The sequence below is a fragment of the Geovibrio thiophilus genome, from assembly GCF_004087915.1.
In the GTDB taxonomy this organism is placed as follows: domain Bacteria; phylum Chrysiogenota; class Deferribacteres; order Deferribacterales; family Geovibrionaceae; genus Geovibrio; species Geovibrio thiophilus.
This window is the reverse complement of the sequence record NZ_CP035108.1, coordinates 725,019-739,297: the sequence shown is the minus strand read 5'-3', so window position 1 is coordinate 739,297 and position 14,279 is coordinate 725,019. Positions and strand designations below refer to the sequence as shown.

At 50.3% G+C, this 14,279-nt stretch carries 12 protein-coding genes; 5 read left to right on the top strand and 7 right to left on the bottom strand.

Annotation, left to right across the window (positions count from 1 at the left end):
- Window positions 1–3: 3 nt before the first annotated feature.
- Window positions 4–507: a DUF2589 domain-containing protein gene (locus tag EP073_RS03515; RefSeq protein WP_128465790.1), complete on the bottom strand. Its 504-nt coding sequence runs from the start codon at window positions 505–507 to the stop codon at window positions 4–6.
- Between the two features lie 154 nt (window positions 508–661).
- Here EP073_RS03515 and EP073_RS03510 point away from each other — a divergent pair, with 154 nt between their 5' ends.
- Entirely contained in the window at window positions 662–1,540 is an 879-nt protein-coding gene (locus EP073_RS03510; RefSeq protein ID WP_128465789.1) for a DMT family transporter, read from the top strand.
- On the opposite strand, the gene EP073_RS03505 is transcribed toward EP073_RS03510, so the two are convergent.
- From EP073_RS03505 to EP073_RS03495, 3 genes are all read right to left on the bottom strand, one after another.
- Window positions 1,537–2,973 (bottom strand): sensor domain-containing diguanylate cyclase, encoded by a 1,437-nt coding sequence (locus EP073_RS03505; RefSeq protein WP_128465788.1) that lies wholly within the window; start codon window positions 2,971–2,973, stop codon window positions 1,537–1,539. The two genes, EP073_RS03510 and EP073_RS03505, sit on opposite strands and share 4 nt — an antisense overlap.
- Before the next feature lie 130 nt (window positions 2,974–3,103).
- Window positions 3,104–4,972: a heavy metal translocating P-type ATPase gene (locus EP073_RS03500; RefSeq protein ID WP_128465787.1), complete on the bottom strand. Its 1,869-nt coding sequence runs from the start codon at window positions 4,970–4,972 to the stop codon at window positions 3,104–3,106.
- A 6-nt stretch (window positions 4,973–4,978) separates the two neighbouring features.
- Window positions 4,979–5,254, bottom strand: a complete 276-nt coding sequence (locus tag EP073_RS03495; RefSeq protein ID WP_128465786.1) for a metal-sensing transcriptional repressor — start codon at window positions 5,252–5,254, stop codon at window positions 4,979–4,981.
- Between the two features lie 186 nt (window positions 5,255–5,440).
- On the opposite strand from EP073_RS03495, the gene EP073_RS03490 reads away from it, so the two are divergent.
- Window positions 5,441–5,848 (top strand): MarR family winged helix-turn-helix transcriptional regulator, encoded by a 408-nt coding sequence (locus EP073_RS03490; RefSeq protein ID WP_128465785.1) that lies wholly within the window; start codon window positions 5,441–5,443, stop codon window positions 5,846–5,848.
- On the opposite strand, the gene EP073_RS03485 is transcribed toward EP073_RS03490, so the two are convergent.
- The 3 genes from EP073_RS03485 to EP073_RS03475 are packed head-to-tail and all read right to left on the bottom strand — an operon-like array spanning window position 5,845 to window position 8,536.
- Window positions 5,845–6,312 carry an EVE domain-containing protein gene (locus tag EP073_RS03485; protein WP_128465784.1) on the bottom strand — a complete coding sequence of 156 codons (468 nt, stop codon included), beginning with the start codon at window positions 6,310–6,312 and terminating at the stop codon, window positions 5,845–5,847. The two genes, EP073_RS03490 and EP073_RS03485, sit on opposite strands and share 4 nt — an antisense overlap.
- Window positions 6,313–6,834 (bottom strand): nitroreductase family protein, encoded by a 522-nt coding sequence (locus EP073_RS03480; protein WP_128465783.1) that lies wholly within the window; start codon window positions 6,832–6,834, stop codon window positions 6,313–6,315.
- 16 nt (window positions 6,835–6,850) lie between these two features.
- On the bottom strand, window positions 6,851–8,536 hold the full coding sequence (locus EP073_RS03475; protein WP_128465782.1) for a glutamine--tRNA ligase/YqeY domain fusion protein: 1,686 nt from the start codon (window positions 8,534–8,536) through the stop codon (window positions 6,851–6,853).
- Window positions 8,537–8,727: 191 nt separating this feature from the next.
- Here EP073_RS03475 and EP073_RS03470 point away from each other — a divergent pair, with 191 nt between their 5' ends.
- From EP073_RS03470 to EP073_RS03460, 3 genes are read left to right on the top strand one after another with little or no spacing between them, the layout of a single operon-like run.
- Window positions 8,728–11,349, top strand: coding sequence for a tetratricopeptide repeat protein (locus tag EP073_RS03470; protein ID WP_128465781.1), 2,622 nt, complete (start codon window positions 8,728–8,730; stop codon window positions 11,347–11,349).
- A complete protein-coding gene (locus EP073_RS03465; protein WP_241654042.1) occupies window positions 11,325–12,458 on the top strand; it encodes a sensor histidine kinase in 1,134 nt (377 codons plus the stop codon). Before EP073_RS03470 ends, EP073_RS03465 begins: the two co-directional genes overlap by 25 nt.
- 7 nt (window positions 12,459–12,465) lie before the next feature.
- Window positions 12,466–13,905, top strand: a complete 1,440-nt coding sequence (locus EP073_RS03460; RefSeq protein WP_128465780.1) for a sigma-54-dependent transcriptional regulator — start codon at window positions 12,466–12,468, stop codon at window positions 13,903–13,905.
- The last annotated feature ends 374 nt before the right edge of the window (window positions 13,906–14,279 follow it).

Here is a 14,279-nt window from a genome sequence, read left to right as displayed (position 1 = left end):
CCTTTATTTATTAGTTTCTTTTCTGGGCTGTATGGTTTTGTCAAAATCGGTTATTATTCTGGACATCCCCTCCGGTATGGGGGCGGCTCTGAACTTCACCCGTACATTCATCACAGATTCGCCCTTGCCGCCGAAGCTCACATTCAGGCTTGAACGCTCGACACGGTTTGCGTAAAGCTTGTTCTCCTTATTGTTTAAAAGTGACGTGTCGGGCTGCCGCTGCTTGAGCTCCGTCTGGTTAACCCTCACGGAGAAATCCATCTCCACCTCTTTGATATTCAGAGTGGAGGGATTCACAACTGATATAAGAGGAACGTCTATGACAGTTTCCTCATCCAGACGGAGGCGGCGGGTGACAGGCTCTCCGCTTGCCGGGTCAAAATACCTGCCAAGTATTTCGATGTTCCGTGCCTCGATCATCTCCATGGCGGAGCTTATGGAGTGCTGCAAGCCTCTTATGAGGTCTGAGAATGTCTGTGTATCCTCTGTTTTCTGTTTCCAGAACATAAACCTGCCCGAATTAATTTACTGTCTTATAATAATAGATCTCAGCAATACATTAAGCCATTTATACACGTAAAGCAAATAAAAATATCTTTAAGGCAAAAAAATATTCGTAATTATATGTTTATTTTTTACTGATTTGTGATAATCTCCGCCGATGAAAAATAATTACAGCAACCCTCATTTTCTGATGCTTCTCTACACAGTGCTTGTTTCAGGCTCCTTCCATATAGGTCATTTTCTTGTAAATTATATGGACTCCACAGTGCTTACCTTCGTGCGGTTCCTGATGGGCTCCGTGCTTTTCGGGATATATGTTTTCCCGCGGTATGAGGTCAGAGTACCATCTCCGAGTGATTTAGCCCGCTACTTCGCCATAAGCGCCAGCATGATCTTCTACTTCTGGGCGATGTTTGAGGCTCTGCGCTATACGACTCCGCTGAACACAGCCATAACCTACACCGTGGTTCCGCTGTTTTCCGCCGTATACGGGATCTTTCTGCTGAAAGAGAGGGTTTCATTAAGGAATTTCATCGTGCTGCTTGCCGCTATGTTCGGCGCTATGTGGGTTATAATAGACGGTTCTCCGTCAAGGCTCGTTGAGCTTGACTTCAACAAAGGGGACATAATTTTTCTCATCGGGTGTCTGTGCATAGGGCTGTATTCGCCGCTTTCCAAAAAACTTCATAAGGGCGAGCCCATGCCTGTGCTGACTCTCTGGACTATGATAACGGGAACTGTCTGGCTGCTTCTGATCGCCAATGTGAAAATACTTGAAATAAACATCCGCCTGCTGGACGCCGCTTTCTTCGCGGGAGTGGCGTATATTACCGTTTTCGCCACCATAGCCACCTTTTTCATCGTGCAGTATTCCAGCAAGAAGCTTCCGGTGAGCAAGGTAATGAGCTATATTTACCTGACGCCTATATTCGTGATAATTATTCAGACTGTCATAGGAAAAGGGCTGCCCCACGCGGCGGTAATCCCGGGAATTGCTACCTCCGTCATCGCCACATTCTACTTTCTGCGTTCCTAAACGCAGGTGCTGACCCTGTTCCTGCCCGATTTTTTCGCCAGATAGAGAGCCTCGTCCGCCCTTTTTATAAGGCTGTCCATGTTTTCACCCGGAATGTATTTCGCCACACCGCAGCTTGCCGTGATCTTCGGAGCCCCGCCGCAGCTTATGATGTCTATTCCGCATCTTATCCTTTCCGCTATGGCGGCGGCTATCTCCTCTCCGCCGTAAGCAAGAATTATGAACTCATCACCGCCCCAGCGGGCAAATACGTCCACCTGACGGATCTTCTCCGCCGCGGTGAGGGTAACCTTTTTCAGTATCTCATCACCGGTGCTGTGCCCGCAGGTGTCGTTTATAGCTTTAAAGCCGTCAAGATCGAAGAGAATAATCGAAAAGACAGTTCCGTTCCTGTCGGCAAAGGACTCTGCCCTGCGGAACTCGTTCTCGAAGGCTCGCCTGTTCAGAAGCCCTGTTAGTTCATCTGTGGATGCCATTTTCTCAAGCCTGCTCTGGAAGAAGTTGACAGTGAATATGTTAATGAGAATAACAAGAATGCTTACGAAGAAGCCCAGAAACATGTTCTGCCACAGGTTTTTGCGCAAACCCTCAAGGGGCTTGCTCTGGTTGTTCTCCACAAAAAGGAACCAGTCCAGTTCCTCAATATAGCGTACGGTGAGGAAAATGTCGTCCCCGCCTCTTTTATATTCGTAAAAGCCGGAAGCCTCACTCACTGTGAGGGCGTCCTTTGCCACATCCTTAAGACCTTCCTCTTTGTATATATTATCCGCAAGGCTCTTCCCTCCCGGATACATCTGTACATCGCCTGTTCTGTCCACAAGGTATATGTCTCGGTCGTATTTCACCTGATAGGCGCTGAGAAGGTTTGTTATCCGCTGGAGCTCAAGCCCCACTCCGGTTACGCCGAGAAGATTGTTATCGTAGTCGTTGAGCCTGTGGTTTATGAAAACTGTAAGCGTGTTCTCCTCCGCTTCGTTTTCGTCAATCACTATGTCGTAATCCTTGTGCAGATCTTTAAAACCGTAATACCAGACATCATGAGGGTCTTCCTCACTGACGGTTTTCAGCACGCCGCCGTGATAGTAGTATTTCCCTGTTTTCTCGGAAACAAAGAATGCGGTGAAAAAACCGTATTTATTCTTTATCTCCTGAAGATATTTTTCCACCACACCCGTGCTCAGCTCCCCGTGCAGCACCCAGTCCTTAAGAAAGGTGTCGTGCGCCATGAGTGATGAGACAAACACAGGACGCATGAGGTCCCGCTGAATTTCGGTGTAGATATTGTCCCTTGTGAGAGGGAGCGAGCCGTATATCTCATTCTCACGCATTGTTTCCTTTACTGAGAAATAGTTAATGAGATTCACGCATAAGAATCCGGTAAAAAGAATAAGACATAAAATTGTTATAAGCTTGGGTTTCACGGAGACAGCCATTCTGATACCTCTTACTCTCTTTCATATAATATTACACAGCAATAGTGAAGAAATATCGCATTAACAGTGTAAAAATTCCGTCAAAAGAGTTTTTCAGGGAAACACAGGGCGCGCGGGGCGCCCTGTGCAGTTAAAGACTTTTATAATTGAGCAGCAGAGCGGAATTTATAATCACCGCCACGGAGCCGAGATTATGCACCAGAGCTCCGGTAACAGGGTTAAGCAGCCCGCCCATAGCCATGAATATAGCCACGAAATTGAGAATAAGCGAAAGGCTTATGTTGAGATTGATGGTGGACATGGTTTTTCTCGCCAGCTTCAGCAGGTGGGGAATAGCCTTTATCTCATCCCCCACAAGAGCGACATCCGCCGCCTCCACAGCTATATCGCTGCCGATTCCGCCCATTGCCACGCCGACATGGGCGCATTTCAGAGCGGGCGCGTCGTTTATGCCGTCGCCTATCATGCAGACCATCCGCTTCTGCTTCTGATACTTGCCTATGTAGTACATCTTGTCTTCCGGCAGGCAGTCGAAGTGCACCTTGGGGATTCCGGCGTTTTTCGCTATGTGCATTGCCGCTTCCTGATGATCCCCCGTGAGAAGAACGCTTTCTATCTTAAGCTTAAGAAGCTGCCGCACAGTCTCCGCTGAATCACTCCTTAATGCGTCCGCAAGGGCAATGAAGCCTGCCTCTTTGCCGTCAAGAGCTATGTAGATAACCGTGCAGCCCTCCTTTCTGTGGACGGACGCGGCAGTTTTGAGCTTTTCGGAAAGCTCAACAGAGTTTTCAATCATCATATCCGCGTTTCCGGCGAGCACGGTTCTGCCGTCTACAACAGCCTTAACCCCTCTGCCTGCGGTCATAAGAAAATCCTTCGGTTCCTGCGGGGCAGTTTTGAATTTCGCTCTGAAGCCTGTCACAACAGCCTTGCCAAGGGGATGCTCGGATCTGGCTTCCGCCGCCGCCGCAAGCTCCAGAAGCAGATCGGCGGATATTTGGGGATCAAAGCTCTCCACAGCCGCCACCTCCGGCTTACCGTAGGTGAGTGTGCCTGTTTTATCGAAAGCGACTTTTGTCACCTTCGCCAGCCTCTCAAGGGCATCACCCTCACGGATCAGTATTCCGAATTTTGTGGCGTTGCCGATGCCCGCCATAATAGCTGTCGGCGTGGCAAGCACAAGGGCGCAGGGGCAGAAAACAACGAGTATGGTCACCGCGCGGATTATCTCGCCTGTTACAAACCATGTGCCGACGGCGGAAACAAGGGCTATTACCACTATCCACGTTGCCCACCTGTCGGCAAGCCCGACAATCTTCGCCTTACCCGCGTCGGCGGATTCCACAAGACGGATCATCCGCTGCAATGATGAATCCTCACCCACTTTCACCGCTTTCATGTCAAAAGCGCCGAACTGGTTCGCCGTGCCGCTGGACACCTCATCCCCGACACCTTTGTCAACGGGGAGGGATTCGCCGGTCATTACAGACTGGTCTATGGAAGTCTGTCCGGAAACGATCACACCGTCCACTGCCACAGTCTCACCCGGGAGCACACGGAGCAGATCGCCGACCTGAACATTTTCGGCGGGGATGACAGTCTCGCCTCCGTCCGGCGTTATTATCCTCGCAGTTCTTGGTGAAAGCTGAACAAGCTTCTCTATGCCCGCCCTCGCCTTCGCCACTGTGCGCTCCTCAAGCATAGCGCCGAGTGCCATAATGAACGCCACCTCACCGGCGGCGAAGGTCTCGCCTATTATCACTGAGGCTGTAAGGGCAAGCGCCACAAGCACATCCGCCTTAATGTCAAACTCAGTGAAAAGCCCTATAACGGCTCCCTTCATTATCGGTACGCCGCAGAGTATAATCGCGACCCATGCGGCATCAAACGGCAGCACGCTTATTTCAAAAAAACTCACAACAAGGGACAGGCAGGACAGTATCAGAAATATAACCGTCCGTTTGTCCTCATCCTCAATTAATTCCTTTATTTTATCCATTCTTCGCTAACCAATCCTCGAAAAGTGCTCCACGGCTTTCGCGAATTCGGCTATGGTCTTGTCAGCGTCCCCGTGCTCTATCCCGTCACGGACGCAGTGCTGGAGATGCCCTTCCAGAACAAGCTGCCCCACCTTATGCAAGGCGCTTTTGGCGGCGTTTATCTGAATGAGTATATCCTCGCATGGGACATCCTTATCAACCATATCCGAAATTGCCCTGAGCTGACCTTCAATCTTTTTTATTCGTGTCCGTACCTTCGGAACGTCCATACACTGACGCATTTCAACCTCCTATAGCTATGCCGGCTATACCCATAGGGGTATGGGTATAATTACTCCGGTTCTTTGTTGCAGTCAACAAATTTATTTTGAACATCAAACTTTATACGGAAATTAAAGTTCAGTTGAAAAAAACAGCCATCCTGATACACTTAGAATCTAACTATATCATTATGGAAAAATGAAAAAATGGAAAAGCTGTCAAACGTTATCGTTGAATTTTATGAAAAGCTCTCCTCATGGGAGCATTCTGTCGTGAAGGATACCGGGCTTACCCTGCCCCAGATGCACACCATAGAGGTTCTGGGCGGCTGCGAACCCCTCCGCATGAAGGAACTGGCGGAAAAGATGGGAATAACCACAGGCACGCTCACGGTGAACATAGACAAGCTTGTGCGGCTGGGATATGTGATCAGAAAGCCGAACGAAACAGACAGAAGGTCTTATTATGTGACCCTTTCCGAAGAGGGGGAGGTGATTTACCGCCGCCACCATGCGCTGCATATTGAGCTCACGGAGGAGATCTTAAGCGAGCTTACGCCGGAGGAAGGGCAGATTCTGGAAAGGCTTCTCACCAAAGCGATGCGGGCGTTTTAGGCTTTTTCCCCCGCCATTTCGAGGATCACCGCGTATTCTTCCGCCGTAACGGGCTGAACGGAGAGGCGCATCCCTTTCCGGACAAGCTTCATCCCCTCAAGCCCGGGCATATTTTTTATATCCTTAAGCGTCACAGGCTTATCAAGTTTCTTGACGAACCTGACCTCCGTCATGAACCATCTCGGTTTTTCCTTCGGGGATTTCGGGTCGTAATACCTGCTTGATTTATCCCATGAAGTGAAGTCCGGCACGCACTCTTCGGCGCACACCTCCGCAAGCCCCACAACTGCGGGCTCTGCGGTGTTTGAGTGATAAAAGAGGATCTTGTCCCCTTTTTTCATCTCATTCATCATGAAGTTGCGTGCCTGATAGTTCCGCACGCCCTCCCAGAAGGTTTTCCCTTCCTTAGCCAGCCTGTCAACTGAGTAGGATTCCGGCTCGGACTTCATCAGCCAGTATTTCATTTATTTGCCGCCCCAGCGGTTTTTGTGCACTCTGCCCGCATCAAACCTATCAGCGGGGTGTCCCTTGGCATCGGAGTAACCGATAGCTATAAGCGCCATAGCCCGTATGTCCTCCGGAATTTTAAGCAGTTCCTTCACAGCCGCTTCCGGTTTTTCATTGGGGTAAAGTCCGCACCACACAGCCTCAAGCCCGAGAGCCTGAGTGGCAAGGAGAATATTCTGTACGGCGGCGGCGCAGTCCTGAGGCCAGTAGCCCTTGTGTTTCTCCTTTGAGGGATCGGCGCAGACGACTATCCCAAGCGGAGCCTGAGAGAACATAGCTCCGTAAGGGTGAATGGACGGGATCTCCCTCAGGGTTGATTCATCCTCAATCACCACGAAAGCCCACGGCTGCTGATTCCCTGCGGATGGAGCACTCATTGCCGCCTTAAGCAGTGTTTCGATTTTGTCTTTCTCCACCTTTTTCACGACGGAAAAGCGCCTGATGCTTCTCCTGTTGAATATAGCCTCAAGTATCTGCATGTCTCCTCCTCACTAATCAGCCTTTCTGCTGTTCCTTCGCCCATGAGTCCTTGAGCGAAACTGTCCTGTTGAACACAGGTTTTTCTTTTGATGTATCCGGATCCGCCACGAAGTAGCCCTGCCTCATAAACTGAAATGACGTAAGCTCTTTTGCCTCCGCAAGTGCGGGTTCGCCCCAGCACTCGGCAATTCTGAGGGAATCGGGATTGATGTTCGCCGTGAAATCCTGTCCGTCTCCCGCTTCATCAGGGTTTTCCTTGGTGAACAGGTTGTCATACATTCGGACTTCGCACTTAACGGCATGCTTCGCGCTCACCCAGTGGGATGTGCCCCTGACCTTGCGCCCGTCCTCAGTCCAGCCGCCTTTGCTTGCGGGATCGTACGTGCAGTGAACTTCCGTAACGTTGCCGTCAGAGTCCTTCACCACGTTAACGCAGGTTACGTAATAGGCATGTTTAAGCCTTATCTCCCCGCCGGGGAAAAGCCTGAAATATTTCTTAGGCGGGTTTTCCATGAAGTCTTCCCGCTCTATGTAAAGCTCTCTGGAAAAAGGGATCATCCTTTTGCCGTCCGCTTCGTTTTCAGGATTGTTTTCAGCTTCCAGAAGCTCTTCTGTGTCCTCCGGATAATTCACTATCACCATCTTAAGGGGATCAATCACCGCCATGCGCCTGTGGGCACGCTTGTTGAGGTCATCCCGCAGACAGTTCTCAAGAAGGGAGTATTCTATTATGCTGTTGCTTTTGGAAACGCCGATCATGTCTGTGAACATGCGGATCGATTCCGGCGTGAATCCTCTTCTGCGCAAACCCGCTATTGTGGGCATTCTGGGATCATCCCACCCGTTTACATATTTTTCCTGCACGAGCTTAAGCAGCTTGCGCTTGCTCATTACGGTGTTGGTGAGGTTCAGTCTCGCAAACTCTATCTGCTGCGGGTGATACACGCCGAGCTTTTCCAAAAACCAGTCATAAAGCGGTCTGTGATCCTCAAACTCCAGTGTGCATATGGAGTGGGTTATGCCCTCTATGGAGTCCTCAAGCCCGTGGGCGAAGTCATACATAGGGTAAATGCACCAGTCGCTTCCGGTGTTGTGGTGCTCAGCGTGCGCTATGCGGTAAATAACCGGATCACGCATGTTTATGTTCGGCGAGCTCATGTCTATCTTCGCTCTCAGAACCTTCTCACCGTCTTTGAACTCGCCCTTCTTCATACGCTCAAGGAGATCAAGGTTCTCCTCGGCGCTGCGGTTTCTGTACGGGCTCTCCCTGCCGGATTCGGTGAGTGTACCCCTGTACTGCCTTATTTCCTCTGCCGTGAGGTCGTCCACAAACGCCAGTCCGTCCCTGACGAGCTGGACAGCGTATTCGTAAAACCTGCCGAAGTAGTCGGAGGCGAAGTATTCCCTGTCTTCCCAGTCAAACCCCAGCCACTTTACATCACGTCTGATCGATTCCACATACTCAGTGTCCTCCTTCAGGGGGTTTGTGTCGTCAAAGCGGAGGTTGCACTTTCCGCCGAACTCTTCCGCCATGCCGAAATTGAGGCAGATCGATTTGGCATGCCCGATGTGGAGATAGCCGTTAGGCTCCGGCGGGAAGCGGGTGTGAACCCTGCCCCCGTTCCTGCCTTCCTCAAGGTCTTTTATGATTATATTCCTGATAAAATTTGAACCCTTGTAAGTTTCTTTTGACTCGCTCATCTGTTTCACCGCTTATTTTTTGTTAAACTCAAATATTAAGGGAAATTTACGCCGAATGCAACAGCGGACGGATACGGTTCTTCCGAAGATTTCATTCATTGAGCCGCGCAGTATTCCGGTGCCCCCTAAAAGACGTATAGCATTCTAAAATCGGATTGCTATTAATTGCGTGTTAGTCTAAAAATAATGTAATGAGAAATATTGGCTTTATTGTCTTTGCCCTTCTTATTGTCTTCACCGCGAATGCTCAGGATATTTACCTGAAAAAGAACAGGTTTTTCACCGAACTGGTCATAGCCGGAGCCGCAGAAAACATAAAAGATGTAAAAAAAGGGGAAAGAACCATCACTCTTTTGTTCGCCAAAAACCTGTCGGCCGGTTTTTCGGGCAGACTGGACGACCGCTTCATCTCAAAAATCACCGTCAAGGGCGCCACACTCACTCTGGACTTCGCTGAGGACACGGACTTCACCTTCATGACCGAAGGGGTGGACGCCAAGATAGTTGCCTCCCGCAAGAAAAAAGCCGATGATATTAAGCTCGGCTACGGCATTGAAGAGGCAATCATCAAAAAAGGAAGCGGCATTATAGAAAACGCCGAGGCGGACAGGCAGCTCGGAGTAGCCGATGAGCTCATGGCAAAAGGCGCTCATGAGCAGGCGGCTGTGACACTCGAAGGTCTGCTGGCTTCGGATATTAACAACTATTACAGACAGGAAGCCCTGTTCCGCCTTGGAAACGCCTATTATGAAATGGGCGCCAAATCATATAAGAACTACATCACCGCATCTCAGATATTTGACGACTTTATAAACCTTTACCCCGACTCATACCTATTCAGGGACGCTCTTGTCAGATCCGCCGATTCAAAAGAAAAGGCCGATATGTATTACGAAGCCATATTCGCCCATGAAAAGATAATCCGACTCGTGCAGAACGAGAATATACAGAAGAACTCCTCCAGAAAAATAGCCGAGATATACCAGACGCTGGGACAGACAGACCGCGCTATAGAGGCGAGAGAAAACTATCTCAAACGCTTCAGGGACGACAGAGACCCCCAAGCGGCGATCATCGGCATGCTTTACGCCGATAAAGGGGATACGGATACCGCCTTCCGTTATTTCCAAGGTCTCACAGGAAGGAAGATCGACTACTCCAAATTCACGGCAGATTCCCTTTACGCCATGGGCGAAGTGTTCGACAAACGAGGCAGAACGGAAGAGGCGCTGAACGCCTTCCGAAGAGTGTTCGGTTTTTACCCGTCTCACGAGAAAGCGGATATGGCAATGTACCGCGCAGCTCAGATGTATGAGAAAATGGGCAACAGAAAACAGGCGGATACGCAGCTTTTGGACACTGTGAAAAAACACCCCGCAAAATCCGGCGGGCTTCTGGCTTCGATCAGATACGCCAATTCGCACATAAGCGATAAAAATACGCAGGACTGGGAAAAATTTCTCGCTCCGGCTCTGGCTTCAAAAGACATTGAAATCCTTGAGCAGGCGGATTTGATGATCATAAAATCCCTTTTCAATGAAAAGACTTATGACAAGGCTCTTGAGAGGATAGAGCGTTTCGGAAGAAGAAGCTACAGTTCGCCCCTGATGCCCGCCGTTTATGAAATAAAGCAAAAGATCAGGCTTCAGCAGGCAAGACAGGCGTATGATGAAACCAGATTCGATCAGGCTCAGGAGTATGTGGGCTCTCTCCTTAAGGAGTTCCCCGACTCACCTTACAGACTTGAGGCTAAAACCATCAGTCAGGCTGTATCCTACGGCAAAACTGAAGCAAGATACAAAAACGGAGACTTCAGAGGCGTTATAGACTACATAGAAAACTTTCTCACCGGCGAAACAGAAGTGATAGAACCCGCCAAGTGGAACAGCCTCCTTGACAACGCCTATTTCGGCATGGTGAAGAAGGACTTTGACGCCGCCAGAGTGCCGCAGGCGCTGGTTAACGCCAAACAGTACATCGCTCAGTTCGACAATGACGGAACCCACATAAAGGAAATAAACAGCATGGCGGAGAGACTCACGCTCACCGTGATCCGCCGGAGATTTGAGAGTGACAGATTCCTTGATGTCATTCAGGCTTATTCGGAAAATCAGCAGATAATAGACTCATCCCCGCAGGAGCCCTTCAAAGACACAGTGAAGGCTTACGCGGCGTTCTCTCTGTATAAAATGTCCATGCCTGACAAGGCGGCGGAGCTGCTTGCCGCAGTCGGCAAAACCAAGACTCCGGTTTACTGGCTCACAAGCCTTCTCCTCGACAACGGGGATATAAACTTTCAGGTTAACTCCCTTGACCCCGAAACACTGGTATTCCTTGCGGATGAGGCTGAAAAGAAAAACCCCGACACTGCGGTGAAGCTGCTGAATGAATACACCAAAGACCCCAAGCTCGCAGCGAAGCAGAAGTTTAAAATATCAAAAAATATTTCAGATGATGCCAAAAGGGAGCAGCTTCTCGTCAGAATATATCAGGACGTAAGCAGCGACCCTAACAAGCGCTTTGTCGGATACGAAGAAGTTTCACTTGATATGGGAATACTTTACTATAAAAAGAACAGCTTCCGCCCAGCGGTGGACGCCCTGAGTGTTTTCCTGAAAAGCTACGCTCCGAGAGATGACAAAAGAGCCGAAGGGCTTTACTATATGGGCAAATCGTACCTTAAACTGAAGGACAACGACAATGCGGTGAAAAACTATATGGAGCTTCTGGAAAGCGTGCCAAGCTCTGTTTACGCAAGCGCCGCACGTTCGGAACTGGAGGAGATACAGTGGCGGAAAAGTCTGACGAACTGACAGTGAAAGACAGCAGGATCGAAGAGCTTAAGCTCCTTATGGAGTCGTTCAACCTCGCCACCACCAAGCTGGAGGACTCCTACAGCGTTATTCAGGAGGAGGCGCGCAAGCTGCGCGAAGAGGTGGAGGAGAAAAACCGCCGCCTGTCCGCCCTCAGCAACCTTCTGGAAGGGGTTTTAATGAACTCCGGAAGCGCCATAATCGCAATCGGTAAAAACGGCTCCATACTCACGCTGAACAAGGAAGCGGAGAAAATGTCCTCAGCCTTCGGGCAGGAGAAATTCCTCGCCATGCTGGCGGGCTTCATCGAACCCGGGCTCTATGAGCACGAGCCGGAAAGGGGCGTATACCTCAAGATAAGCCTCGGCAAGCTCAGCGCAGAAGGCATATCCGGCACTGTCTACGTCATAGATGACATAAGCGACCTGAAAGCCCTTGAAAAGGAGAAGCACAGGGACGAGAAGCTGATGCTCATGGGGGAGATGGCGGCTAACATCGCCCACGAAATACGCAACCCGCTTGGTAGCATTGAGCTCTTCGCCTCGCTCCTCGGGCGTGATCTGGAGGATTCGCCGGACAAGAAGCGCCTCACTCATTCCATAATCAAGGGTGTGCGCACAATAAACTCCATAATCTCCAATATCCTCCTTTTCACCAAGGAGATACAGCTTGAGATAAAAGAGCATTTCCTGTCCGACATAATAGACGATGTTATACTTTACCTTCAGCATATAATGCGTGACAAAGAAGTCCGCTTCATCAACAGCATAGGCGAAAACCAGAAGATACAGTGCGACGCGGAGCTCTTCAAGCAGGTTGTGATGAACATTATCCACAACTCGGTGGACGCCGTGAAAAGCGGCGGTGAGATACGCATCGAAGCCGGAGCGGACAAAAATGAAAGCTGGTTTACCATAACGGATAACGGCAGCGGCATTGAACCCTCCATGACAGGCAAGCTCTTCATGCCGTTTCAGACCACCAAGGCGAAGGGAACAGGGCTGGGGCTCGCCATTGTCTACAAGATAGTTAAGGCGCACGGCGGCAATATAGAGGCTGACAGCGACGGCAAAACCTACACGACCTTCCGTGTTGCGGTTCCGGTATAGGTGTTTAATGAGCGATAAAAACGAAAGCAGAAAAGTTCTCATAGTCGATGATGACGACAACATGCGTGAAGCCCTCAAAGAAACGGTGCGCCGCATGGGGCTTTCGGTGGAGACAGCCGAAAACGGACGTGAAGGGTTCGAGAAGGCGTCCTCCCGCCCCTATGATCTGATCGTAAGCGACATGCGTATGCCGGAAATAGACGGACTGGCGATGTTCAACATGATGCGCTCCTCCGGCATAGAAACTCCGGTCTGCTTCATCACTGCCTTCGGCACTGTGTCAAACGCGGTGGCAGCGCTGAAGCTGGGCGCCTCGGACTACATACTCAAGCCGTTTCCGCCGGAAGTCATAGAAGAGCTCATAAGACGCACATTCGAGATAGAAAGCCTCAATAAAGGTGGCAAACGCAAAAAGAACAAGGCGGTTTTCCGCAGTGCGTTCATGGCACGTCTGTTCGCACTGGCAAAGGACGTAGCAGGCAGTGAGGCGACAGTTCTGATCACAGGTGAATCAGGCACCGGCAAGGAAGTTCTCGCCCGCTACATACATGACAACAGTTCCAGAGCGGACGGTCCCTTCGTTGCGGTGAACTGCGCTGCTATTCCCGAGAACCTTATTGAGAGCGAACTCTTCGGATTCGAGAAGGGAGCCTTCACCGGAGCTATAAACCGCAAAGCGGGAAAATTCGAGTTGGCGGACGGCGGCACAATCCTTCTGGATGAGATCGGAGAAGTGCCTATCCATCTTCAGGCTAAGCTGCTCAGGGTTCTTCAGGAGCGTGAGGTGGAGCGTCTCGGCTCCATTCGCCCCGAAAAAATAAATGTCCGCATACTCGCCACCACCAACAGAGACCTTAAAAAAGAAGTGGCATCAGGCAATTTCAGAGAAGACCTGTTCTACAGGCTAAATGTCATAGCGATCGAGCTCCCTCCTCTCAGAGAGCGCAGGGAGGATGTGCGTGAACTTGCCGAGTTTTTCATGTTGAAATACGCCGAAATAAACCGCAAGGGCTCATGCTCTCTCGGCGAAAAGGCGCTTCAGGCTCTGATAGACTATGACTGGCCGGGGAATGTCCGTGAGCTGGAGCACACCGTAGAGCGCGCTGTCGTTCTCTGCCGGGATAAGGTGATAAGCGAGAGGGATCTGTTCCTCCACGGGATAACAATAAAGCAGTTTCTGCTGGAAAGCGATTTTCAGAAAGAACTCCCCGCTCAGCAGGCAACTGTATGCACCGAAACCGCATCGGGTGAAGAGGTGTGCAGAACCGTGCCGTCTGTCACCACAGTCGGAGTCACCATCGCAGAGATGGAAAGAGAGCTTATTCTGAAAACCCTTGAGGAAGTGGGCGGAAACCGCACCAAGGCTGCGGATCTCCTCGGGATAACAGTGCGCACTCTGCGCAACAAACTCAACGAATACAGGGAGTCAGGGCATTACAGCGACTGAACCCGTCTGTCTTAACTATAAAAAATTCTCCCTCCGTGGGAATTTTTTATACACGCTCGCGGCGGGATAAACCCGCCTTCGCTTCGCACGGCGCGCTCCCATCCTTGGGAGCGTTTTTTATACCTGCTCTGCCTTAACTATAAAAAATTCTCCCTCCATGGGAATTTTTTATACACGCTCGCGGCGGGATAAACCCGCCTTCGCTTCGCACGGCGCACTCCCATCTGTCTTAACTATAAAAAATTCTCCTTCCGTGGGAATTTTTTATACACGCTCGCGGCGGGATAAACCCGCCTTCGCTTCGCACGGCGCACTCCCATCCTTGGGAGCGTTTTTTATACCTGCTCTGTCTTAACTATAAAAAATTCTCCCTC